Consider the following 22,315-nt stretch of genomic DNA (forward strand, 5'->3'; position numbering starts at 1 on the left):
GGTGGATCTCGCGGCCGAGTCCCGCCCGGACCGGGGCGGCGCCGTGGACGAGACCGCCGAGGCGGCGGGAACGCCGCCCTCCGCCATGCCGCCGGCCAGACCGCCCGCCAGGCCATCCGCCCAGTCGCCGCCCGCCCGGTCGCCATCCGCGGGCTCCCCGCCCGCGGGGGCGTCGCCCCCGGGCCCGCCCGCCCTACCGGCCGCCGCGACATCGTCCGACCGGTCCTCCGCCGGCAGGGCGGCGTCCGACAGCACGCCGCCGCCGGGCACGGCGGCCTCCGAGAGGGCTCCCGAGAGAGCACCGTCCGACCGGCCCGCAGGGCCCGCCGCGACGCCCGGGAGCGCCGCCACCGCCGACGGCCCCGCCGGCGGGGGCCCGTCCGCCACGTCCACCACCATCCCGCCGTCCGCCGCCCGGGTGCGCCGCAGGCTCGCCAGGCTGGGCGCCCAGCGCGGTCCCACTATGAACCCGGTACTCGAACCACTCATCAAGACGGTCCGCAACACCCATCCGAAGGCGGACCTCCGGCTGATCGAGCGCGCCTACGACGTCGCCGCGCACTACCACCGGCACCAGAAGCGCAAGAGCGGCGACCCCTACATCACCCACCCGCTCGCGGTCGCGACGATCCTCGCCGAGCTCGGCATGAACACCGAGACCCTGTGCGCGGCGCTGCTGCACGACACCGTCGAGGACACCCCCTACACGCTGGAGGAGCTCGCCACCGACTTCGGCGACGAGATCGCCGCGCTGGTCGACGGCGTCACCAAGCTCGACAAGGTCAAGTACGGCGAGGCGGCGGAGGCCGAGACCGTCCGCAAGATGGTCGTGGCGATGTCGCGCGACATCCGCGTCCTGGTGATCAAGCTCGGTGACCGGCTGCACAACATGCGCACGCTGCGCTACATGCCCCGGCACAAGCAGGAGAAGAAGGCCCGCGAGACGCTGGAGGTGTTCGCGCCGCTCGCGCACCGCCTCGGCATGAACACCCTCAAGTGGGAGCTGGAGGACCTCGCGTTCGCGACGATGTACCCCAAGCGGTTCGACGAGATCGCCCGCCTGGTGTCCGAGCGCGCCCCCCGCCGCGACGTCTACCTCCAGGAAGTGATCGAGAACGTCTCGACCGACCTGCGCGAGGCGCGGATCAAGGCGACCGTCACCGGGCGCCCCAAGCACTACTACTCGATCTACCAGAAGATGATCGCGCGGGACGTCAGCTTCGACGACATCTACGACCTGGTCGGCATCCGGGTCCTGGTGGACAGCGTCCGCGACTGCTACGCCGCCCTCGGCTCGATCCACGCGCGGTGGAACCCGGTCCCCGGCCGGTTCAAGGACTACATCGCGATGCCGAAGTTCAACATGTACCAGTCGCTGCACACGACGGTCATCGGCCCCGAGGGCAAGCCCGTCGAGCTCCAGATCCGCACCTGGGGCATGCACCGCCGCGCCGAGTACGGCGTCGCCGCGCACTGGAAGTACAAGGAGGAGACGGTCGGCGGCCGCAAGGCCGGCGACATGCAGTGGCTCCGCCAGCTCCTGGACTGGCAGAAGGAGACCGCCGACCCCGCCGAGTTCCTGGAGTCGCTGCGGTTCGACCTGTCGGTGTCGGAGGTCTTCGTCTTCACCCCGAAGGGCGACGTGATCGCGCTCCCGCAGGGCGCGACCCCGGTCGACTTCGCGTACGCGATCCACACCGAGGTCGGGCACCGATGTATCGGCGCCCGCGTCAACGGCCGCCTCGTCCCCCTCGAATCGACCCTCGACAACGGCGACACCGTCGAGGTGTTCACCTCCAAGTCGCAGGACGCGGGCCCGAGCCGCGACTGGCTGGGCTTCATCAAGAGCGCCCGCGCCCGCAACAAGATCAAGCACTGGTTCTCCAAGGAGCGCCGCGACACCGCGATCGAGTCCGGCAAGGACTCCATCGCCCGCGCGATGCGCAAGCAGAACATGCCGCTCCAGCGCATGATGTCCGGTGAGGCGCTGCTCGCCCTCGCCCGCGACATGCGCTACACCGACGTCTCGTCGCTGTACGCGGCGGTCGGCGAGGGGCACGTGTCCGCGCAGACCGTCGTCCAGCGGCTCGTGGAGGCCCTCGGCGGCGTGGAGAGCGCCGAGGAGGACCTCGCCGAGATCGCCTTCCCGACGCGGCGCAAGCGGAACCGTCCCGCCGGCGACCCGGGTGTCGTCGTCGCCGACGACCCCGACGTGTGGGTGCGGCTGTCGCGCTGCTGCACGCCCGTCCCCGGCGACGACATCGTCGGGTTCGTCACGCGCGGGCACGGCGTGTCGGTGCACCGCGCCGACTGCTCGAACATCGCGAGCCTGAAGTCCCAGCCCGACCGGCTGATCGACGTGAAGTGGTCCCCGGGCGAGGACTCGGTCTTCCTCGTGGCGATCCAGGTCGAGGCCCTCGACCGCCCCCGGCTGCTGTCGGACGTGACGCGCGTCCTGTCCGACCAGCACGTCAACATCCTGTCGGCGTCGGTCACCACCACCCGCGACCGGGTCGCGGTGTCGCGCTTCACCTTCGAGATGGGCGATCCGAAGCACCTCGGCCATGTCCTGAAGGCCGTCCGGTCGATAGACGGCGTCTACGACGTCTACCGGGTGACCAGCGGCGCCACCCGGTAACACCGGCGGCGGGCCCCGGGGCGGATCCGGGGCGGGTCCTCCAGGGCGACCGCGCTGAGCGGTCGCCCTGAACCGTCCCTAGCCCTCGGCCTGGGCCTCGTCCTCGTCGGGGACCACGTCCACGCCCGCCTCCTCGCGCTGCCGCGCGGTGATCGTGGTGGGCGCGTCGGTCAGCGGGTCGGTGCCGGACGCCGCCTTGGGGAAGGCGATCACGTCGCGGATCGTGTCCTGGCGGGAGAGGAGCATGACGGTCCGGTCCCAGCCGAAGGCGATGCCGCCGTGCGGCGGCGGGCCGAACTTGAACGCCTCCAGCAGGTGCCCGAACTGCGACTCGGCCTCCTGCTTGGACAGCCCGAGCACGTCGAACACCTGCTGCTGCGTCTCGGCGCGGTGGATACGCAGCGACCCGCCGCCGATCTCCGTGCCGTTCAGGACGAGGTCGTAGGCGTCGGCGAGCGCGGTGCCCGGGTCGTCCGCGAAGGAGTCGGCGAACTCCGGCTTGGGCGCGGTGAAGGGGTGGTGGACCGACGTCCAGCCGATCTGCTCGCCCTTCTCGTCCTCGACGGGCTCGAAGATCGGCGCGTCCACGACCCAGACGAACTCCCAGGCCGACTGGTCGATCAGGTTCCCGCGCCGGCCGATCTCCAGGCGGGCCGCGCCGAGCAGCTCCTGCGTGGCGTGCCGCTTGCCGGCGCCGAAGAAGATCGCGTCGCCGGCGGCCGCGCCGGTCGCGGCGGCGAGCCCTGACTTCTCGGAGTCGGAGAGGTTCTTGGCGACCGGGCCGCCGAGCGTGCCGTCCTCGCCGACGAGCACGTAGGCGAGGCCGCGGGCGCCGCGCGCCTTCGCCCAGTCCTGCCAGCCGTCCAGCTCCTTGCGGGTCTGGGACGCGCCGCCCGGCATGACCACGGCGCCGACGTAGGGCGCCTGGAACACCCGGAACGAGGTGCCGGCGAAGTACTCGGTCAGGTCGGTCAGCTCGTTGCCGAACCGCAGGTCGGGCTTGTCGGAGCCGTAGCGGGCCATGGCGTCGGCGTAGGTGATGTGGGGGATCGGGCGGGGGATCTCGTATCCCGCGACGTCCTTCCAGAGCCGGGCGACGAGGTCCTCGCCGACCCGCAGGACGTCGTCCTGCTCGGCGAAGGACATCTCGATGTCGATCTGGGTGAACTCGGGCTGCCGGTCGGCGCGGAAGTCCTCGTCGCGGTAGCAGCGCGCGATCTGGTAGTAGCGCTCCATCCCGGCGACCATGAGGAGCTGCTTGAACAGCTGCGGCGACTGCGGCAGCGCGTACCAGTGGCCCGGGCGGAGCCGGACGGGCACGAGGAAGTCGCGGGCGCCCTCGGGCGTGGACCGGGTGAGGGTGGGGGTCTCGACGTTGACGAAGCCGTGCTCGCGCATCACCTCATGGGTGATGAAGGTCGCCTCCGAGCGGATCCGCATCGTCCGTGCGACCGCGTCGCGGCGCAGGTCCAGGTAGCGGTACCGGAGCCGGATCTCCTCGTTGACGTTGACGTCGCCCTCGATCGGGAACGGCAGCGGCGCCGAGTCCGACAGGACCTCGATCTCGGTGGCGGCGACCTCGATGCCGCCGGTGGGCAGCTCCGGGTTCTCGTTGCCGGCGGGCCGCACCCGGACCTCGCCGGTGACCCGGACGCAGAACTCGGCGCGCAGGTCGTGCGCGACGCCGCTCACCACGGCCCCCGCGCCGCCCTCGGGGGCGGCCCCCGCGGCGTCCGGGCCGCCCTCCTCGCGGAACACCACCTGCGCGGTGCCGGACGCGTCGCGCAGGTCGATGAACGTGACGCCGCCGTGGTCGCGGCGGCGGCCCACCCAGCCGGCCAGCGTGACCTGCTGCCCGGCGTGCTCCTTGCGGAGCGTCCCCGCCTCGTGCGTGCGGATCATCTCGAAAGCCTTTCCTTCAACGTCGGGGTGATGTCGGCGAGGGGGACGGCGGTCTGCTCGCCCTCGGTCAGATCCTTGACCTGGGCGACGCCGTCCGAGATATCTCGCTCGCCGAGGATCACGGCGTACCGGGCGCCCGACCGGTCCGCGTCCTTCATCGCGCCCTTGAGCCGCTTGCCCCCGAACGCCATGTCGGCGGCGATGCCCGCGCCGCGCAGTTCCGCCACGAGCGCGAACATCGCGCGCTCGGCCGCGTCGCCGAGCGGCACCCCGAACACCTCGCAGCGCGGCTTGGCGGCGAACGCGGCGCCCTCGGCCTCCAGCGCGAGCACGGTCCGGTCGAGGCCGAGGCCGAACCCGATGCCGGGCAGCGGCGGGCCGCCGATGTCCTCCGACAGGCCGTCGTAGCGCCCGCCGCCGCCGATGCCCGACTGCGCGCCGAGCATCGGGTGGTCGAACTCGTAGGTGGTGCGGGTGTAGTAGTCCAGGCCGCGGACGAGGGTGGGGGTGTCCTCCCAGCCGATGCCGAGGTCGGCCAGCAGGCCGCGGACGCGGTCGTGGTGGTCCTTGCAGGCCGCGCACAGGTGGTCGGCCATCAGCGGCGCGCCCGCGAGCTGCTCGCGCACCCGGGGGCGCTTGTCGTCCAGGACGCGCAGCGGGTTGATCTCGATGCGGGCGCGGGTCGCCTCGTCCAGGTCGAGGCGGCGCAGGAAGTCCTGGAGCAGGGCCCGGTAGGCCGGGCGGCACTCCCGGCAGCCGAGCGAGTTCAGCAGCAGCCGCACCCGCGTCAGGCCGAGCGAGCGGTACCAGTTCGCGGCGATCGCGATCGTCTCGGCGTCGACCTGCGGGTCCTCGCTGCCGATCGCCTCCAGGTCGAGCTGGTAGAACTGCCGGTAGCGGCCCTGCTGCGGGCGCTCGGCGCGGAACGCGGGCCCGCTCGTCCACACCTTGACCGGCAGCGCGCCCTGCTTGTGCAGGTTGTTCTCCAGGACCGAGCGCAGCACGGTCGCGGTGAACTCCGGACGCAGCGTCAGCGACCTGCCGCCGCGGTCCTCGAAGGTGTACATCTCCTTGGACACCACGTCGGTCGACTCGCCGACGCCCCGCCGGAACAGGTTGGTGTCCTCGAAGACGGCCAGCTCCAGGTAGCCGTAGCCGGCGAGGCGGGCCTGCTCGGCGAACGCCTCCCGGATGGCGTAGAAGAGGTCCGCGCGCGGCGGGACGTATTCACTGACCCCCTTGGGGGCCTGAAAGCTCGAACTCATGATCTTCTTGGCTCAGATTCCCTTGGTGGGCGCGTTCAGCGGTGCCTCGCCCGGCGAACCCGGAGCGCCGCCCGGCGCGAGCCGCGTGAGGTAGGGGTTGGTCGCCCGCTCGCGGCCGATTGTGGTCTGCACGCCGTGGCCGGGCAGGACGGCGGTGTCGTCGGGACGCGCCAGGCACACCCGCCGCAGGCTCTCGGTCATCTCCTCGTCCGACCCGCCGGGCAGGTCGGTGCGGCCGATCGACCCGGCGAACAGCAGGTCGCCCGAGAACATCACCTCGGGGATCTCGGCGGTCGCGGGCGTCCGGAACGTCACCGAGCCCGGGGAGTGGCCGGGGGCGTGGTCGACGGTGAGGGTCAGCCCCGCCAGCTCCAGCGTCGTCCCGTCGGTGAGCTCGCGCACGTCGTCGGGCTCGCTCATCTCCAGGCCGCCGAGCAGCTGCTGGGCGGCGGCGAGGCTCAGCCCGCGGCCGGGGTCGCTGAGCAGGGCCCGGTCGTCCGGATGGATGTAGGCGGGGACGTCCCGGGCGCCGCAGACGGGGGCGACCGACATGACGTGGTCGAAATGGCCGTGCGTGATCAGCACCGCGACCGGCTTCAGCCGGTGCTCGCGGAGGATCTCCTCGATCCCGCCCCCGGCGTCCTGGCCCGGGTCGACGATGACGCATTCCTCGCCCGCGGCGGGCGCCACGACGTAGCAGTTCGCGGCGAGCGATCCAGCGGGGAACCCGGCGACGAGCACGGCCGTCCTTCCTTCGAACCATCTCGGATGGGCGTGTCCGAGGGTACCGGCGCGGCCGAGGCCACCGCGAACGAGATGCCGCGGCCGCCGTGTCGCGGAGCCTGCCGTGCGGGCTCGTGGCGGGCTCGTGGGGGGAGAGCAGGAGGGTTCCTCCATGTTCGTTCAGGGGGAGGGGCGCCCCGCGCGCGGTACCGCTACTATGCGCTGCACGTTCACCTGATCACCGTGGAGAGGCAGGCCCGTGGCGGGGAAGGATCGCAAGAAGCAGCTCGCTCGGCAGCGCTACGAGCGCCAGGAGCAGCGCCGGCAGGCCGAGGCCGCCAGGGCCCGCCGGGTCAAGATCATAGGGTCCGTCGCGGGGGTGGTCGTCCTCGCGGGCGGCGGCACCGCGACCGCCGTGGTCATGAAGGACGACGACAAGCCCAAGGCCAAGCCCGCGCCCGTGGCCTCGGGCTGCGCCTACAAGGCGGTCGACGCCGCGCAGGCCGCCGACTCCAAGAAGGTCGGCACGCCGCCCGGGAACCCCGCCTACACGGGGATGGTCCAGGCGACCGTCAAGACCGGCCAGGGCGACATCGTCATGTCGCTGGACGCGTCCAAGGCGCCCTGCACGGTGAACTCCTTCGGGTTCCTGGCGCAGAAGAACTACTTCGACAACACCCCGTGCCACCGGATCACCGGCGGGGGCTCCCTCAACGTGCTCCAGTGCGGCGACCCCAAGGGGACCGGACGCGGCGGGCCCGGCTACCAGTACGCCAACGAGAACACCACCGGCGCGAAGTACCCCAAGGGGACGCTCGCGATGGCGAACTCCGGCCCCGACACCAACGGCAGCCAGTTCTTCATGGTGTACGCCGATTCGCAGCTCCCGCCCGACTACACCGTGTTCGGGAAGATCACCAAGGGTGTCGAGGTGCTGGAGAAGGCGGCGAAGGCGGGCGTGGCGGACAACAAGCAGGAGAAGGGTCAGCCCGGCTTCGACGGCGCGCCCAAGGAGAAGGTCACGATCCAGGACGTAACGATCGTCGGGAAATAGCCGAACGGGATACTAAGGTGTGGAGGGTCCGGTGGCCGAGAGCTCGATCGGACCTGCGATTCAGGAGGCAAGGGTGTCCAGCGCTACCGATCCCTGGGGCCGGGTGGACGAGGACGGCACCGTCTACGTGAGAACGTCGGACGGTGAGCGGGTCGTGGGGTCCTGGCAGGCGGGCGCGCCGGAGGAGGCGCTCGCCTACTTCAAGCGCAAGTACGACGCGCTCGCCACCGAGATCGGGCTGCTGGAGCAGCGCGTCCGCACCACCGACCTCCAGCCCGCGCAGGCGCAGCAGAGCATCGAGCGGCTGCGCGAGGCGGTCGTCGACGCGCACGCGGTCGGCGACCTCGGCGCCCTCGCGCGCCGGCTGGACGGGCTGACCGAGCAGGTCGGGCGCCGCCGCGAGGAGGTCAAGGCCCAGCGCGAGCAGCACCGGCACGAGGCCCGCGAGGTCAAGGAGCGCATCGTCGCCGAGGCCGAGCGGATCGCCGCCGAGGAGACCCACTGGAAGAACGGCGGGGAGCGGCTGCGCAAGCTGGTCGAGGAGTGGAAGGCCGCCGACCGCATCGACCGGCCGACCGAGACCGCGCTGTGGAAGCGGCTGTCGGCCGCCCGCAACGCCTTCACCAAGCGCCGCAAGGTCTACTTCGCGACGCTGGACGACCAGCGCGAGGAGGCCCGCCGCGAGAAGGAGCGGCTGGTCGCCGAGGCCGAGGCGATGGCCGGGTCCACCGACTGGGGCGACACCGCCGCCGCCTACCGCGACCTGATGCGCCGCTGGAAGATGGCGGGCCGCGCGTCCCGCGAGGCCGAGGAGGACCTGTGGGCCCGCTTCAAGGGCGCCCAGGACACCTTCTTCCAGGCGCGCGGATCGGCGTTCGCCGAGCGGGACGCCGAGTTCCGCGGCAACGCCGAGGAGAAGGAGAAGATCCTCGCCGAGGCCGAGCGGCTGCTGCCCGTCCGGGACGTTCGTGCCGCCAGGCAGGCGCTGCGGACCGTCCAGGAGCGCTGGGAGGCCGCCGGGATGGTGCCGCGCGAGCAGCGCGACCGGCTGGAGGGGCGGCTCCGCAAGATCGAGGAGGCCGTGCGCTCCGCCGAGGAGAACGAGTGGCGGCGCACCAACCCCGAGGCCCGCGCCCGCGCCGAGGCGACCGTCAACCAGCTGCGCAGCTCCATCGAGCAGCTGGAGAAGCGCCTCGACAAGGCCCGCGGCGCGGGGCGCGACAAGGACATCAAGGACGCCGAGGAGGCGCTGTCGGCCCGCCGCGCGTGGCTGGAGGAGGCCGAGCGCACGCTCGCCGAGTTCTCCTGACCCGCGCCGTTCTCCTGACCCGCGCCGGTCACGCCCGGTAGGTCCGCGCGTCGGCGTGTCCGTCGGAGGCGCGCCCGGCGGGATGTCCGTCGGAGCCGCGGCCGTCGGCGTGTCCGTCGGAGGCGCGGCCGAGGAAGGCCAGCAGGCGTGTCTGCTCGTCCGCGCCGCGCGGGACCGGCAGCGCCGGGGCCAGGTGCCCGGCCGCCCGCAGCGGCGCCGCGATCAGGTGGGCGGTCGCGAAGGCGTGGTGGACGAGGCCCGGGTCCAGCCGGGACGGCTGGCCGGTGGCCACGGCCAGGTCCCACGCGTGCGCCAGCGGCTCCAGGACGTAGCCGCCGAGGTAGTCGCCCAGCGGCAGCTCGCCCAGCGCCCCCACCGGGACGGGGCGTCTCAGCGCCTCCGGGGTGAGGGCCGCCGCGCACTCCTCGCGCGCCGCGTCCCACGCCGCCCGCACATCGCCGGGGACGAACCGCGCCGGGTCGGCGGTGACGTCCGGGACGGGCTCGCCGCACGCCAGCGCGCGGACCAGGTGCTGGCCGCCGGTGACATGGCCCGCGACGTCCCGCGCCGTCCAGCGGGCGCAGGGTGAGGGGGCGTCCCAGCCGTCCCGGGGGACGCCGGCCACCAGGCCCTCGAACAGGTCGAGGGCCCGGTGGTAGCCGCTGAGGTTCTGAGCCATGGTCGTCAGTGACCCGCGATCGGGGGACGCTGTCAAGCGATATCACGAAGGTGGCCGGGGTCACCTCCGGACCGGTCCGCCATGGGAGCGCCCCCGCTCGGCGGCCCTCACGTGGCGCCGCCGCCGCGCTCGGCGAGCATCCGGTTCATCAGCGTGATCTCCGCGTTCTGGCCGTCCACCATCGTGCGGGCCAGCCGCCGCACGCGGTCCCGGCCGGTGCGGGCGAGGACCGCCTCCGCCATGCCGACGCCGCCGCGGTGGTGGGCGATCATCAGGCGCAGGAAGCGCAGCTCGGCGTCCCGGCCCTCGGCCTTCTCCAGCTCCGCGAGCTGCTCCCGGGACGCCATCCCCGGCATCCGCGCCGGAGCCGTCCCGCCCGGGGAGGCCGCGCCGTGGCCGGGATGGCCGGACATCCAGCGCATCGGGCCCGCCGGGTCGGTCTTGGGCGCCCCCCACTCGTCCAGCCAGGCGGTCATCATGCCGATCTGCGCCGACTGGGTGTTGATGATGTCGTAGGCCAGCAGGCGGACGGCGGGGTCGCGCGTGCGGTCCCGGACGAGGAAGGACATCCGGACCGCCTGCGCGTGGTGGGTGCTCATGTCCCGGGCGAACCCCGCCTCGGGGCCGTCCGCGCCCGGGCCGCCCGAGCGCGTCATCGCCAGCGTGGCGAGCGCGGCGGCCACGAGGAGGGCCGCGAGGACGACGGTGACCCGCCGTCCTCGCGCGGGGGCGGGCGTGCTCACGGGGCGTCCTTGGCGCCGTTGCAGGCGGCGCCGGGCTCCGGGGTCTGCGGGCCCTTCACGAACGCGCGCAGGAACGCGTCCACGCGCCCGTCGCCCGCGTCCTGGAGCTTGACCTGGCGGCCCCACGCGGTGAGCGCGAGCGGGGCGTCCAGGGACGGGTAGGGGCTCAGGAACGTGTAGTCGGTGGAGGCGACCCGGGCCTTGAGCCGGTCGAGCTGCTCGGCGGGCAGGCCGGGGCGGTAGGTGATCCACACGGCGCCGTGCTCCAGGGAGTGGACGGCGTTCTCGTTGCGCAGCGGCCGGTCGTAGACGTGCGCGTCGCAGTTCTGCCACGTGGGGTCGTGGTCGCCGCCCATCGGCGGCTCGGCGTCGTACTTGACGGCGCCGGTGGTGTGGTCGCGGCCGAGGCCGTCCTTCTGGACGAGCCCGGAGATCGACGCCGACCCCGCCGAGGCCGACCTGGTCTGCATGAACGCGTAGGTGATCGCGACGACCGCGACCAGGCCGATCACGGTGAAGAAGGCGATGCCGCCCCACGGCACCTGCCGCTGGGTCAGCACGTTCTTGTTCCTGGCGCCGGAGCCTCTCGCGCTGGTGTTCCTGGTGTTCCTGGCGTTCCTGTTGCGACTGCTCTTGGACATGGCTGTCCCCTCCGCTCTGGCTGGATGTTCGGAAACGGCGGCAGCGCCGCACCGCGGCGGGCGCGGGCGACGGGTGCCGGTGGCCTTACGGCCGGTCCGTCACAGCCGGAGCACCTGGAGAGAGGACACGGGGGAGAGCGGCGGGACGCCGCCCCGGGGCAGCGCCGGCGACCAGCCGGAGCGGGCGGGCAGGCGCAGGAGGGGGCGCCGCAGGCCCGCCGCCAGCAGGCCGAGGGCCAGGAGGGTGAACAGCACGGCCAGGCACAGGCAGACCTCGGCCGGGCCGTGCGCCGGGGGCTTCGGGACGTTCATCGCGGCGTCGGCGACGGCCCCCTGCAAGGCATGCCGGGCGGTGGCGTGCCCTGTGGTCTGCCCTGTGGTCTGCCCGGTGGCGTGCCCGGTCGGGGCGCCCACCGGGGCGGTCACCGCGTGCTCGGTGCAGGCGCGCGCGGGCGGGGCGTGGCCCAGCCCGTAGCTGAAGACGAGCCCGCCCACGACGAAGAGCGCCACGAGCAGCCCTGCCAGCCCGTGCCGCCGACGCTGGGTCGTCCCTGGCACCCTCACGCTCCTGATTCAACCCTCCGGCCGGTTCCAACGCCAAAACCCGCCCTGGGGTTCCCCGTGCCTGGGACCTCGGATGGAGCGCGGCCCCTCCTGACGTACCAGGCGAACCCTCCTGACGTATCACGCGCGGAAGCGCGGGTAGTTGGATGATGAACGGATGCGGCGATGGGCGGGCGAGGGAGCGACACTGCGCGGCGACAGGCGCGTCACGGGCCTGGCGTTCGCCGCCGTCCTGCAGTTCCTGCTGATGGCGGCGGCGCTCGGCGCCTACGCCTACGGCCGCCACCTCGCCGACGGGCGCCCCGAGCGGGCCTACGAGCACGCGCGGGCCGTCTGGGGGCTGGAGCGCTCCCTGTTCCTGCCGGACGAGTCGTCCCTGCAGAAGGGCGCGCTGCGCTGGGACGGCTGGGTCCGGGCCGCCAACGAGTACTACGTCCGCGTGCACTTCCCCGCGATCACCGCGTTCATGGTCTGGGTGTACTTCTGGCGGCGCCGCGCCTGGCCGCGGGTCCGCGCGGTGATCCTCGGGTCGGCGGCGGCGGCGCTGCTCGTCCACTTCGCCTACCCGCTGGCGCCGCCCAGGATGCTGCCCGGCCACGGGTTCGTGGACCTGATGACCGCCTACGGGCCGAGCGCCTACGCGACCGAGCCGGGGCAGGGGATCACCAACCAGTTCGCCGCGATGCCCTCGCTGCACGTCGGCTGGGCGCTGCTGATCGCCTGGGGCGTGATCCGCTACGCCCGCGGCCGGTGGCGCTGGCTGGCCGCGGCCCATCCCGTGGTCACGCTGCTGGTCGTGGTGCTCACGGCCAACCACTACTGGCTGGACGGCGTCGCCGGGTCGGCCATCGTCGTCGCCGCGCTGTGGGCCACGTCCCGGATCCCGGCGCTGGACGACCGGGACCGCGGCCGGGCCGGGGCGTCGGCGCGGCGAGATAGTGTCGGAGCGTGACCAGTAGGGCGGAATCGGGCCAACCAGAGGGCCTTTTCGACGATCCGGCCGGCGGCCCGGCGCAGTCCCCGGCACCGGAGTCCGCGGCGGCCTCCAGGAACACCGGCACCGAGGCCGGGCAGCCGCTCGCGGTGCGGATGCGCCCCCGCGGGCTGGACGAGGTCGTCGGCCAGGCGCACCTGCTCGGCCCCGGCACCCCGATCCGCCAGCTCGTCGACCGGGACGCGCCGATGTCGCTGGTCCTGTGGGGGCCGCCGGGCACCGGCAAGACCACCCTCGCCACCGTCGTGAGCCACGTCACCTCCCGCCGGTTCGTGGAGGTCTCGGCGGTCAGCGACGGCGTCAAGCGCGTCCGCGCCGAGATCGACCTGGCCCGCCGCGAGCTCGGCATGACCGGCCGCCAGACGGTGCTGTTCGTCGACGAGGTGCACCGCTTCAACAAGGCCCAGCAGGACGCGCTGCTGCCCGCCGTCGAGAACCGCTGGGTGTCCTTCATCGGCGCCACCACCGAGAACCCCTTCTTCTCGGTGATCAGCCCGCTGCTGTCGCGGTCGCTGCTGCTCACCCTCCAGCCCCTCGGCGAGGACGACCTGCGCGAGGTGATCCGCCGCGCGCTCGCCGACGAGCGCGGCCTGCGCGGCGCCGTCGGCCTCGACCCCGCCGCCGAGGACCACCTGATCAGGCTCGCGGGCGGCGACGCCCGCCGCACCCTCACCTACCTGGAGGCCGGGTCCCTCGTCGTCGAGGAGGGCGGCACCATCGACGTGGACGTGCTGGAGCGGGCCGTCGACCGCGCCGCCGTCCGCTACGACCGCGAGGGCGACCAGCACTACGACGTGATCAGCGCGTTCATCAAGAGCATCCGGGGCAGCGACGTCGACGCCGCGCTGCACTACCTCGCCCGGATGATCGAGGCCGGCGAGGACCCGAGGTTCATCGCGCGGCGGCTGGTCGTGCACGCCAGCGAGGACGTCGGCATGGCCGACCCGACCGCGCTCCAGACCGCCGTCGCGGCGGCGCAGGCCGTGGAGCTGGTGGGTCTGCCGGAGGTCCGCATCAACCTGGCCCAGGCGGTCATCCACCTGGCTCTAGCCCCCAAGTCCAACGCGGTCGTCAAGGCGGTGGACGAGGCGCTCGGCGACGTCCGCAAGGGCCTCGCCGGGGCCGTCCCCACGCACCTGCGCGAGGCGCACTACACGGGCGCGAAGCAGCTCGGGCACGGGAAGGGCTACAAGTACGCCCACGACCACCCGGGCGGCGTCGTCCGGCAGCAGTACGCGCCCGACGCCGTGGACGGCCGCGAGTACTACCGCCCGACCCGGCACGGCGCCGAGTCCCGCTTCACCGAGGTCCTCGCCCGGATCCGGTCGGTGCTGCGCGGCACCCGCGCGAACGGGACGCCCTGACGCGGCGCCGCCCGCCGGCCGGGCCGGCGCCGTCCCAGGCCGTGATCACGCCCACGCCGTGATCACGCGGTGCTCGCGCCATCGGCGGCGTTCGCCCGATAGCCTGGATCGCCCGAGCGGCCGGGGCCGGCGCCCACGGTAGGGTCTGCTGACCCGGCCCGAGCCGCACACACGTCGAACGGAAAGCCCCGATGCTCACTGGTGGACAGCTCGCAGGTCTCATCGTGGCCGTCTTCTGGGCGGTGCTCGTCACGTTCGTCGCGCTGACGCTGCTGCGGCTCGCGCGGCTGCTCGGCGAGGCCAGCGAGGTCGTACGCGAGATCGGCGACCAGGCGGGCCCGCTGATGGACGAGATGGCCCGCACGGTCGGCCGCGCCAACGAGCAGCTCGGCCGCACCGACGTGATCACCAAGCAGGTCGCCGGCGTCACCCAGAACGTCTCGGCCGTCACGACCGTCATGACCTCGGTCGTCGGCGGCCCGGTGGTGAAGGCCGCCGCGTTCTCCTACGGCGTCCGCAAGGCGCTCGGCGGCTCGGCGAAGGGCGCGGAGGAGGACGCCGCCCCGGCCCCCGCCCCGCGCAAGCGCTCCGGCAGGCGCGCGGGGAAGGGCAGGGGCCGGTCCGCCGGGTCCGGCCGGCGCGAGCTTCAGACCCGCTCCGACGGGAAGGGACGCGGATGAGAAGGCTCTTCTGGCTCTCGGTCGGGGCGGGCGCCGGCATCTACGCCACGCACCGCGTCAAGCGGCGGGTGGAGCGCATCGCGCGCACCTGGTCGCCCGAGGGTGTCGCGGCCCGCGCGGTCTCGACCGGGCAGGGCGCGGGCGAGCGGTTGAGGGATTTCGCCGCCGACGTGCGTACCGAGATGCGGGCCCGCGAGGAGGAGCTGCGCGAGGCCGTCCGCATGGACCAGGCTCCTCCCGAGCCCGACGGCTCCCGGCCCCGCCGGGTCCTGCGGGCCAGGTACACGATCATCGACGACGACAAGGATGGCCACTGATCATGGAGTCGGCAGAGGTAGCGCGCCGCTTCCTTCGGTTCTACGAGGAGCGCGGCCACACGGTGGTGCCGTCGGCCAGCCTGATCGCCGAGGACCCCACCCTGCTGCTGGTGAACGCCGGCATGGTCCCCTTCAAGCCGTACTTCCTCGGCCAGCGCACGCCGCCGTCGCAGCGGATGACCAGCGCCCAGAAGTGCGTCCGGACCCCCGACATCGAGGAGGTGGGCCGGACCACCCGGCACGCCACCTTCTTCCAGATGCTGGGCAACTTCTCCATCGGCGACTACTTCAAGGAGCAGGCGATCCCCTTCGCGTGGGACCTGCTGACCCGGCCGCGTGAAGAGGGCGGCTTCGGGTTCCCCGAGGAGAAGCTGTGGGTGACCGTCTTCACCGACGACGACGAGGCCCAGGACATCTGGCACCGCAAGGTCGGGGTGCCGCTGGAGCGCATCCAGCGGCGCGGCATGGAGGACAACTTCTGGTCGATGGGCGTCCCGGGCCCCTGCGGGCCCTGCTCGGAGATCTACTACGACCGCGGCCCCGAGTACGGGCGCGAGGGCGGCCCCGTCGCCGACGAGGACCGCTACCTTGAGGTGTGGAACCTCGTGTTCATGCAGTTCGAGCGGGGTCCCGGCGACAGCAAGACCGACTTCCCGATCCTCGGTGACCTGCCCGCCAAGAACATCGACACCGGCATGGGCCTGGAGCGCATGGCGGCGATCCTGCAGGGCGTCGACAACATCTACGAGACCGACACGCTGTGGCGCGTCCTGGACCGTGCCGCCGAGCTGACCGGCGCGAAGTACGGCCGCGACCAGCGCGCGGACGTGTCGCTGCGCGTCGTCGCCGACCACGTCCGCAGCGGGACGATGATGGTCGCCGACGGCATCCGCCCCGGCAACGAGGGCCGCGGCTACGTGCTGCGCCGCATCCTGCGCCGCTCCATCCGCAACCTGCGGCTGCTCGGCGGGCAGGACGCCGGGCTGATGCACGAGCTGACCGCCGTCGCGGTCGCCGCGATGGGCGAGCAGTACCCCGACCTCGTCCGCACCGCCCCGAACATCCACACGGTCATCGACGCCGAGGAGGACTCCTTCCTCCAGACGCTGCGCACCGGCACCGCGATCTTCGACACGGCGGTGGAGGAGACCCGGAGGTCCGGCGGCCGCGCGCTGGCGGGCGAGCAGGCGTTCAAGCTCCACGACACCTACGGCTTCCCGATCGACCTGACCCTGGAGATGGCCTCCGAGCAGGGCCTCAAGGTCGACGAGGAGGGCTTCCGCAGGCTCATGCGGGAGCAGCGGGAGCGCGCCAAGAAGGACGCCCGCGACAAGAAGACCGGCAACCTCGACGTCTCGGTCCTCGACGAGCTGCTCACCGGCGCGGGCGGGACCGTCGACTTCATCGGCTACAGCAGCCTGCTCGGCGACGCCCGCGTCGTCGGCCTGCTGGTCAACGGCGCCAACGCGGGCGCGGCGGGGGAGGGCACCGAGGTCGAGGTCGTCCTCGACCGCACCCCCTTCTACGCCGAGGGCGGCGGCCAGCTCGCCGACCAGGGGCTGATCAGGCTCGGCAACGGCGCCGTCATCGAGGTGACCGACGTGCAGGCGCCGCTCGCGGGTCTCATCGTGCACCGGGGCCGCGTGCGCAGCGGCGAGGCGCGGGCCGGCGACACCGCGCACGCCGAGGTCGACGTGGAGCGGCGGCGGGCGATCTCCCGCTCGCACACCGCGACCCACATGGTCCACGCCGGGTTCCGCCGCGCGCTCGGCGAGTCCGCCGCGCAGGCCGGCTCGGAGAACTCGCCCGGCCGGTTCCGGTTCGACTTCACCGCCTCCGGCGCCGTCCCGGTCAGCGTGCTGCGCGACGTCGAGGACGAGGTCAACGAGGTCCTGGTCAACGACCTGGACGTGCGGGCCTTCCACACCTCGCTGGACGAGGCGCGCGCGATGGGCGCGCTGGCGCTGTTCGGCGAGAAGTACGGCGACGACGTCCGGGTCGTGGAGGTCGGCGACTACTCCCGCGAGCTGTGCGGCGGCACCCATGTCGCCAGCTCGGGGCAGCTCGGCCTGGTCAAGGTGCTCGGCGAGTCCTCGATCGGGGCCGGGGTGCGCCGCGTCGAGGCGCTCGTCGGCATCGACGCGTTCCGCTTCCTGGCCCGCGAGAGCGTCCTGGTCGCGCAGCTCGCCGAGCAGATGAAGGCGCGCAAGGAGGAGCTCCCCGAGCGGATCTCCGGCGTCGTCTCCCGGCTCCGCGACGCCGAGAAGGAGCTGGAGCGGCTGCGCTCGCAGCAGGTCCTCGCGGTCGCCGGGTCGCTCGCCGAGGGTGCCCGCGACGTGCGCGGCACCGCGTTCGTCGGGCACCGCGCCCCGGACGGCACCGGCGCCGACGACCTGCGCAAGCTCGCCGTCGACGTCCGCGGGCGGCTGACCGGCCGGCCCGCCGTGGTCATGGTCGGCGGCGTCCCGAAGGACCGCCCGGTCGTCGTGGTCGCCGTCACCGAGGGGGCCCGCGAGCGCGGCCTGAAGGCCGGGGCGCTCGTCGGCGTGGCCGCCAGGACCCTCGGGGGCGGGGGCGGCGGGAAGGACGACCTCGCCCAGGGAGGCGGCGCGAACGCGGCCGCCCTCGGTGAGGCGCTCGCCGCCGTCGAGAACGCCGTAGGGGCCGCGTGAGGCCCGCGTTCGGGGGAACGAGCGCGTGCCCGCCCCGGCCGGGGCGGGCGGAGCGATGAGGCCGGGCGTCCGGCTCGGGGTGGACGTGGGGACCGTCCGCGTGGGCGTCGCCCGCTGCGACCCGGGCGGGATCCTCGCCTCGCCGCTGGAGACCGTGAAGAGCGGCAAGGGGGACGTGGACCGGCTCGTCCGGCTCGCCGCCGAGCACGAGGCGATCGAGGTCGTCGTCGGCCTGCCGACGTCGCTGTCGGGCCGGGAGGGCCCGGCGGCGCAGGCGGCGCGCAGGTTCGCGGCGCGGCTCGCGGGCCGCCTCCCGGACGCGGAGGTCCGCCTTTACGACGAGCGGCTCACCACGGTCACGGCCGAGGCGGGCCTGCGCGCGGGCGGCGTGCACGGTCAGGCGCGCCGCCGCGTCGTCGATCAGGCCGCGGCCGCCGTCCTGCTTCAAGCGGCTCTTGACGGGGAACGGTTGACTGGGCGCCCCCCAGGCGAGATCGTCCGGGGGAGCTCATGAACGATTTGGACCTTTTCTCCGATCCCCACGGGGACGGCCCGCAGCCGGAGCGCCAGCAGCCCGGCCGGCGGGCCCAGCGACGCGTGCGCAAGAAGCAGCGCAGGCGCAAGGGCAGCGGCCGGGCCGCCGCGCTGTTCGCGATGGCGTTCATCGTGGCCGTGTTCGGCACCGGCGGCGTCCTCGGCGCCGCCTGGCTCGACAACAAGCTCCACCCGCCGGACTACAAGGGCGCCGGGAGCGGCAAGGTCACCGTCCAGATCAAGGACGGCGACAGCGGCTCGGCGATCGGCACGACGCTCCAGGAGCACCGCGTCGTCAAGAGCGTCCGCGCGTTCGTGAAGGCCTACGGCAAGGAGACCAAGGCGTCCTCGATCCAGCCGGGCTTCTACCAGATGCGGCTGAAGATGTCCTCGTCGGCGGCGATGGCGCTGCTGCTGGACGCGAAGTCCCGCGCGGGCAACCAGGTCACGGTCCCCGAGGGCCGCCGCGCCATCGAGGTCTACCAGTTCCTGTCGAAGAAGACCGGCATCCCGGTGAAGGAGTTCCAGACGGCGGCCAAGGACGGGGCGGGCCTCGGCCTCCCCGCCTACGCCAAGGGGAACGTCGAGGGCTACCTCTACCCGGGGCGCTACGACCTCGACCCGAACGGCTCGGCGAAGCAGGCCCTCAAGCTCATGGTGGACCGCTTCCGCAAGGAGGCGGAGTCGGTCGGCCTGGAGGAGAAGGCGAAGGCGGCGGACCTGAGCCCGGGGACGGTGCTGACGCTCGCGAGCCTCGTGCAGGCCGAGGGCGGCCGACCGTCGGACTTCCCGAAGATCTCGCGGGTGATCTACAACCGGATCAAGACGGGCATGCCGCTCCAGTTCGACACCACGGTCCTGTACGCGCTCAACAAGCGCACGCTGGACGTGCGCAACCGCGACCTGCAGGTCGACTCGCCCTACAACACCTACAAGCACAAGGGGCTGCCGCCGGGGCCGATCTCCAACCCGGGGCCGGAGGCGATCGAGGCGGCGGTGACGCCGGAGAAGGGCGACTGGCTGTTCTTCGTCGCCACCGACCCGACCAGAAAGATCACCAAGTTCGCCTCGACGGAGGCGGACCGGCAGAAGCTGGAGCAGGAGTTCCGCGAGTGGCAGCGCAAGCACCCGGGCAACTGACGCGGGCGGAGCGGGAGGACGGCGCGGTCCGGCGGGCGGCGGTGCTGGGCTCGCCCGTCGCCCACTCGCTCTCGCCGGTCCTGCACCGGGCGGCGTACGCGGCGATGGGCCTGGACGCCTGGTCCTACGAGGCGGTCGAGTGCGGCGAGGACGGCCTCGCCGCACTCCTGGACGGGCTCGGACCGCAGTGGGCGGGCCTGTCGCTGACCATGCCGCTCAAACGGGTCGCGCTGGAGCTGGCGGACTCGGTGTCCGACCTCGCGGCCGGCGTCGGCGGCGCCAACACGATCGTCCTGCGGGAGGGGCGGCGGTACGCCGACAACACCGACGTCCACGGGATCACGGCGGCGCTCGCCGAGGCGGGCCTCTCGGCGCCCGGCTCCGCGCTGGTGCTCGGCGGCGGCGCGACCGCCGCCTCGGCGCTGGCGGCGCTCGCCGGACTCGGCCTGGACGAGGCGGTGCTCGCCGCCCGCACCCCCGCGCGCGCCGCCGAGGCCGCCGCCGTGGGGGAGCGGTTCGGGCTCGCGGTCCGGGTCGTCCCGCTGGACCGGCTGGCCGAGCACCTCCCGGCCGGGCTCGTGGTCTCGACCCTGCCCGGACGGGCCGCCGACGCCTACGCCGAGCCGGTCGCGGCCTCGGGCGCGGCGCTGTTCGACGTCGTCTACGCGCCGTGGCCCACCGCCCTCGCCGGTGCCGTCGCGGCGGCGGGCGGGACGGTCGCGGGCGGCTTCGGCATGCTGCTGCACCAGGCGGTCCGGCAGGTGGCGCTGATGACCGGGCGCGAGGACGTCCCGGTGGAGGCGATGCGCGCCGCCGGGGAGGCCGAACTCGCCCGCCGCGCCTGATCCCCGCGCGGGTCGCGGGTCAGGTCGGGTCGAGCGGCGGGTCGCGCGAGCCGCGCCGCCGCTTCAGCGACTCGTCCACCATCGCCAGGACGATCGGCAGGATCACGCTCAGCCAGAAGTCCCGCCAGCCCCATGCCCCGGCCGTGACGCCGAGCGCGCTGCCGAGGCAGATGAACGCCAGCAGCAGCGCCGACCAGTGCCGCCGGACGAGCGCCACCGGCTCCAGCCGCCGGTGGTGCGGCAGCAGCGCGGCGAGGGGCAGCTCGCGCGCGTGGGCGCGCTGCACGATCGTGGCGTCCGGCAGCCAGTGCAGCACGTCCGCGCGCCCCGCCAGCGGGATACGGGTGAGTGCGACCAGGCTTTCCAGCCGCCACCACAGCGTCCACAGCGAGGTGCGCCCGCCGCCGGGATGGCTGTTCCAGCGGGGGCCGGTGACCTCGCCGCGCGCGAGCGCGCGGAACACGCGGGCGACGGCGGGCCCGCGCGGGCCCCGCGGGTCGCGCAGCAGCGCGACCAGCGCGATCGGCAGGCCGTAGTGCCACAGCGCGAGCCGCCAGACGGGCCCCGGCGCGGCGCCCGGCGGGGAGACGTCGTAGGTCTCGATCCAGATGTGGTCTTCGGCGCCGTCCAGCCGCGCCGCGAGCCAGTCGTGGGCGTCCAGCAGCCGCTCGGTCGCCAGCTCCGGACGCGCCTCGGCCAGCGTCACCAGCACGAACGCCGTGTGGGTGACGGTGGGCGCGGCGGCCGGGGTCGGGCCCCAGCCGGGGCGGTGCGCGGTCCGGTCCGCGGTCAGCCACTCCACGCCCCGGTCGACCGCCGGGTCGTGCGGGTTGAGCTGGCTCAGCGCCCGCAGCGCCAGGCACGTCAGCCACACCCGCGAGGGGCAGCCGCGCAGCGAGCCCCAGCCGCCGTCGGGGTTCTGGTTGCGCAGCAGCCACTGGTAGGCCCGCCGCAGGTCGGGCGCGTCCTCGCGCAGGTCGCAGCGGGCGCGGGCGAGGAACCTGGCGATCCAGCCGGTGGCCTCCACGACGGGCATGCCGAGGCTCGTGCGGGTGGCCCAGCCCCCGTCGCGCAGCGCGTCGTCGGAGGCGGCCTGCCGCGCGGCGAGCAGCGCCAGCCCCTCGTGGAAGTACTCGAAGGGCCTTCCGGCCTCCACGAACGCCAGCAGGCCGAGGGCCGTCGCGGTCGTCCCCGGCTCGGGCCGCGTGAGCTCGTGGTACCAGCCGCCGCCCGCGCCGAGCGCGGGCGCGTAGGTGTCGCGCAGCACGTCGAGGGACTCCTCCAGCCGCGTCGCGAGGACGGCCATGTCGATGACGGCCCCGGTGACCGGGAACGGATCGTCCGGACGGGCGCCACGGGTGGCCTGCGGAAGCGGGGGTTCTGGGGGAGACTGGTGCACGGTATCGCCTTCTGTATGTTTTATGCCCGCCCGGCCAGGCTTTGTACCCCGTGGGTTCCATGTCTGTATCGGTGCCCGCACAGATCGGGTCGCCCGGCCACCGGGCACGCTGGGAAGGGCAGATCCCGTGCGGCCCCCGGCGCAGGAGGACGGTTGGCCGAGCCATCGACTTGGAGCCCGCCCGTCCGCGACTGCGTCCTGTGCCCGCCCTTGCGGTTCCGCGTCAACGCCGCGGCCGGGCTGCCCGGAGACTCCGCCGTGCTCGCCCGCGACCCCGGGTTCCTGCTCATCCCGGACGTGGCGCCCCTCGCCGCCGGCCACCTCCTCCTGGTGACCCGGCGCCACCACCAGTGCGCCGGGGCGTTCGGCGCCCCGCTGTGGGGATCGGCCCTCCACTGGCGCGACCACGTCTCCCGCCTCTACGAGGCCGCCTACGGGAGCGGCGACCTGGTGCTGTTCGAGCACGGCCCGGCGACGTCCCAGGGCGGCGGCGCGTGCGTCGACCACGCGCACTGGCACCTCCTGCCGGGGACGCCGGGCGTCCGCGCGGTGCTGGAGGAGCGCGGTCTGCCCGGCGCGCCGGCCGGGCACGCCGCCCTGCGCGCCCGCTTCCGGGCGGGCCGCTCCTACCTGCTGGTCGAGGAGGAGGGCCGCGCGACCGTCCACGCGGGGGACGGCGTGCCGAGCCAGTTCCTCCGCTGGGCCTTCACCGCCGCCACCGGCTCCGGCGGGCCCTGGCGCTGGCAGGAGACGTTCGGCCTGCCCGCCGGCAGGCGGCGCTTCCTGCGCACGGTCCGGGACGTGCGGCGGGCCGCCGCCGTCCAGGCCGCGCGGCACTGACCACCGGCGCCG

The 22,315-nt window shown here is 73.9% G+C and carries 20 protein-coding genes; 12 read left to right on the top strand and 8 right to left on the bottom strand.

All coding sequences use genetic code 11. From position 1 onward, the window contains the following. The first annotated feature begins 463 nt into the window (after positions 1-463). Positions 464-2,638 carry a RelA/SpoT family protein gene (locus GNZ18_RS37470; protein ID WP_173391006.1) on the top strand — a complete coding sequence of 725 codons (2,175 nt, stop codon included), beginning with the start codon at positions 464-466 and terminating at the stop codon, positions 2,636-2,638. Between the two features lie 78 nt (positions 2,639-2,716). Here GNZ18_RS37470 and aspS read toward each other — a convergent pair whose 3' ends face one another. Genes aspS through GNZ18_RS37485 form a run of 3 tightly spaced genes read right to left on the bottom strand, consistent with a single transcriptional unit; the run spans position 2,717 to position 6,546 of the window. Then, entirely contained in the window at positions 2,717-4,540 is a 1,824-nt protein-coding gene (gene aspS / locus GNZ18_RS37475; RefSeq protein ID WP_156221748.1) for an aspartate--tRNA ligase, read from the bottom strand. Beyond that, positions 4,537-5,805: a histidine--tRNA ligase gene (gene hisS, locus GNZ18_RS37480; RefSeq protein ID WP_156221750.1), complete on the bottom strand. Its 1,269-nt coding sequence runs from the start codon at positions 5,803-5,805 to the stop codon at positions 4,537-4,539. The genes aspS and hisS overlap by 4 nt, the downstream gene beginning before the upstream one ends. A 12-nt stretch (positions 5,806-5,817) precedes the next feature. Continuing rightward, positions 5,818-6,546 carry an MBL fold metallo-hydrolase gene (locus tag GNZ18_RS37485; protein ID WP_214620947.1) on the bottom strand — a complete coding sequence of 243 codons (729 nt, stop codon included), beginning with the start codon at positions 6,544-6,546 and terminating at the stop codon, positions 5,818-5,820. 241 nt (positions 6,547-6,787) lie between these two features. Here GNZ18_RS37485 and GNZ18_RS43915 point away from each other — a divergent pair, with 241 nt between their 5' ends. Together GNZ18_RS43915 and GNZ18_RS37495 are read left to right on the top strand one after the other, a co-directional pair. Next, complete coding sequence (locus GNZ18_RS43915; RefSeq protein WP_214620946.1) at positions 6,788-7,582, top strand: peptidylprolyl isomerase; 795 nt, start codon at positions 6,788-6,790, stop codon at positions 7,580-7,582. 73 nt (positions 7,583-7,655) lie between these two features. After that, positions 7,656-8,891 (top strand): DUF349 domain-containing protein, encoded by a 1,236-nt coding sequence (locus GNZ18_RS37495; protein WP_312874966.1) that lies wholly within the window; start codon positions 7,656-7,658, stop codon positions 8,889-8,891. A gap of 28 nt (positions 8,892-8,919) precedes the next feature. Here GNZ18_RS37495 and GNZ18_RS37500 read toward each other — a convergent pair whose 3' ends face one another. The 4 genes from GNZ18_RS37500 to GNZ18_RS37515 all read right to left on the bottom strand — a co-directional run bounded on the left by GNZ18_RS37500 (position 8,920) and on the right by GNZ18_RS37515 (position 11,512). After that, complete coding sequence (locus GNZ18_RS37500) at positions 8,920-9,570, bottom strand: TIGR03086 family metal-binding protein (RefSeq protein ID WP_156221754.1); 651 nt, start codon at positions 9,568-9,570, stop codon at positions 8,920-8,922. Positions 9,571-9,677: 107 nt separating this feature from the next. Further along, positions 9,678-10,313: a DUF305 domain-containing protein gene (locus tag GNZ18_RS37505; protein ID WP_312874967.1), complete on the bottom strand. Its 636-nt coding sequence runs from the start codon at positions 10,311-10,313 to the stop codon at positions 9,678-9,680. After that, a complete protein-coding gene (locus GNZ18_RS37510) occupies positions 10,310-10,954 on the bottom strand; it encodes a thioredoxin-like domain-containing protein (RefSeq protein WP_156221756.1) in 645 nt (214 codons plus the stop codon). Before GNZ18_RS37510 ends, GNZ18_RS37505 begins: the two co-directional genes overlap by 4 nt. 99 nt (positions 10,955-11,053) lie before the next feature. Continuing rightward, positions 11,054-11,512: a hypothetical protein gene (locus GNZ18_RS37515; protein ID WP_156221757.1), complete on the bottom strand. Its 459-nt coding sequence runs from the start codon at positions 11,510-11,512 to the stop codon at positions 11,054-11,056. Between the two features lie 163 nt (positions 11,513-11,675). Here GNZ18_RS37515 and GNZ18_RS37520 point away from each other — a divergent pair, with 163 nt between their 5' ends. From GNZ18_RS37520 to GNZ18_RS37555, 8 genes are all read left to right on the top strand, one after another. After that, positions 11,676-12,470: a phosphatase PAP2 family protein gene (locus GNZ18_RS37520; protein ID WP_156221759.1), complete on the top strand. Its 795-nt coding sequence runs from the start codon at positions 11,676-11,678 to the stop codon at positions 12,468-12,470. Positions 12,471-12,607: 137 nt separating this feature from the next. Continuing rightward, on the top strand, positions 12,608-13,876 hold the full coding sequence (locus GNZ18_RS37525) for a replication-associated recombination protein A (protein ID WP_156221849.1): 1,269 nt from the start codon (positions 12,608-12,610) through the stop codon (positions 13,874-13,876). A gap of 191 nt (positions 13,877-14,067) precedes the next feature. After that, positions 14,068-14,556, top strand: a complete 489-nt coding sequence (locus GNZ18_RS37530) for a DUF948 domain-containing protein (RefSeq protein WP_156221761.1) — start codon at positions 14,068-14,070, stop codon at positions 14,554-14,556. After that, on the top strand, positions 14,553-14,873 hold the full coding sequence (locus GNZ18_RS37535; RefSeq protein ID WP_156221763.1) for a hypothetical protein: 321 nt from the start codon (positions 14,553-14,555) through the stop codon (positions 14,871-14,873). The genes GNZ18_RS37530 and GNZ18_RS37535 overlap by 4 nt, the downstream gene beginning before the upstream one ends. A gap of 2 nt (positions 14,874-14,875) precedes the next feature. Next, a complete protein-coding gene (gene alaS, locus GNZ18_RS37540) occupies positions 14,876-17,545 on the top strand; it encodes an alanine--tRNA ligase (RefSeq protein ID WP_156221765.1) in 2,670 nt (889 codons plus the stop codon). Between the two features lie 55 nt (positions 17,546-17,600). Then, positions 17,601-18,059 (top strand): Holliday junction resolvase RuvX, encoded by a 459-nt coding sequence (gene ruvX / locus GNZ18_RS37545; RefSeq protein WP_156221851.1) that lies wholly within the window; start codon positions 17,601-17,603, stop codon positions 18,057-18,059. Then, a complete protein-coding gene (gene mltG, locus GNZ18_RS37550; protein WP_156221767.1) occupies positions 18,056-19,219 on the top strand; it encodes an endolytic transglycosylase MltG in 1,164 nt (387 codons plus the stop codon). Before ruvX ends, mltG begins: the two co-directional genes overlap by 4 nt. Beyond that, a complete protein-coding gene (locus GNZ18_RS37555; RefSeq protein WP_312874968.1) occupies positions 19,192-20,064 on the top strand; it encodes a shikimate dehydrogenase in 873 nt (290 codons plus the stop codon). The genes mltG and GNZ18_RS37555 overlap by 28 nt, the downstream gene beginning before the upstream one ends. Before the next feature lie 19 nt (positions 20,065-20,083). Here the strand turns inward: GNZ18_RS37555 and GNZ18_RS37560 are convergent, their stop codons facing one another. Then, entirely contained in the window at positions 20,084-21,463 is a 1,380-nt protein-coding gene (locus GNZ18_RS37560; protein WP_156221769.1) for a prenyltransferase/squalene oxidase repeat-containing protein, read from the bottom strand. Between the two features lie 153 nt (positions 21,464-21,616). On the opposite strand from GNZ18_RS37560, the gene GNZ18_RS37565 reads away from it, so the two are divergent. Further along, entirely contained in the window at positions 21,617-22,303 is a 687-nt protein-coding gene (locus GNZ18_RS37565; RefSeq protein WP_156221771.1) for an HIT family protein, read from the top strand. The last annotated feature ends 12 nt before the right edge of the window (positions 22,304-22,315 follow it).

It is taken from the genome of Actinomadura litoris, assembly GCF_009733595.1.
Lineage (GTDB): Bacteria > Actinomycetota > Actinomycetes > Streptosporangiales > Streptosporangiaceae > Spirillospora > Spirillospora litoris.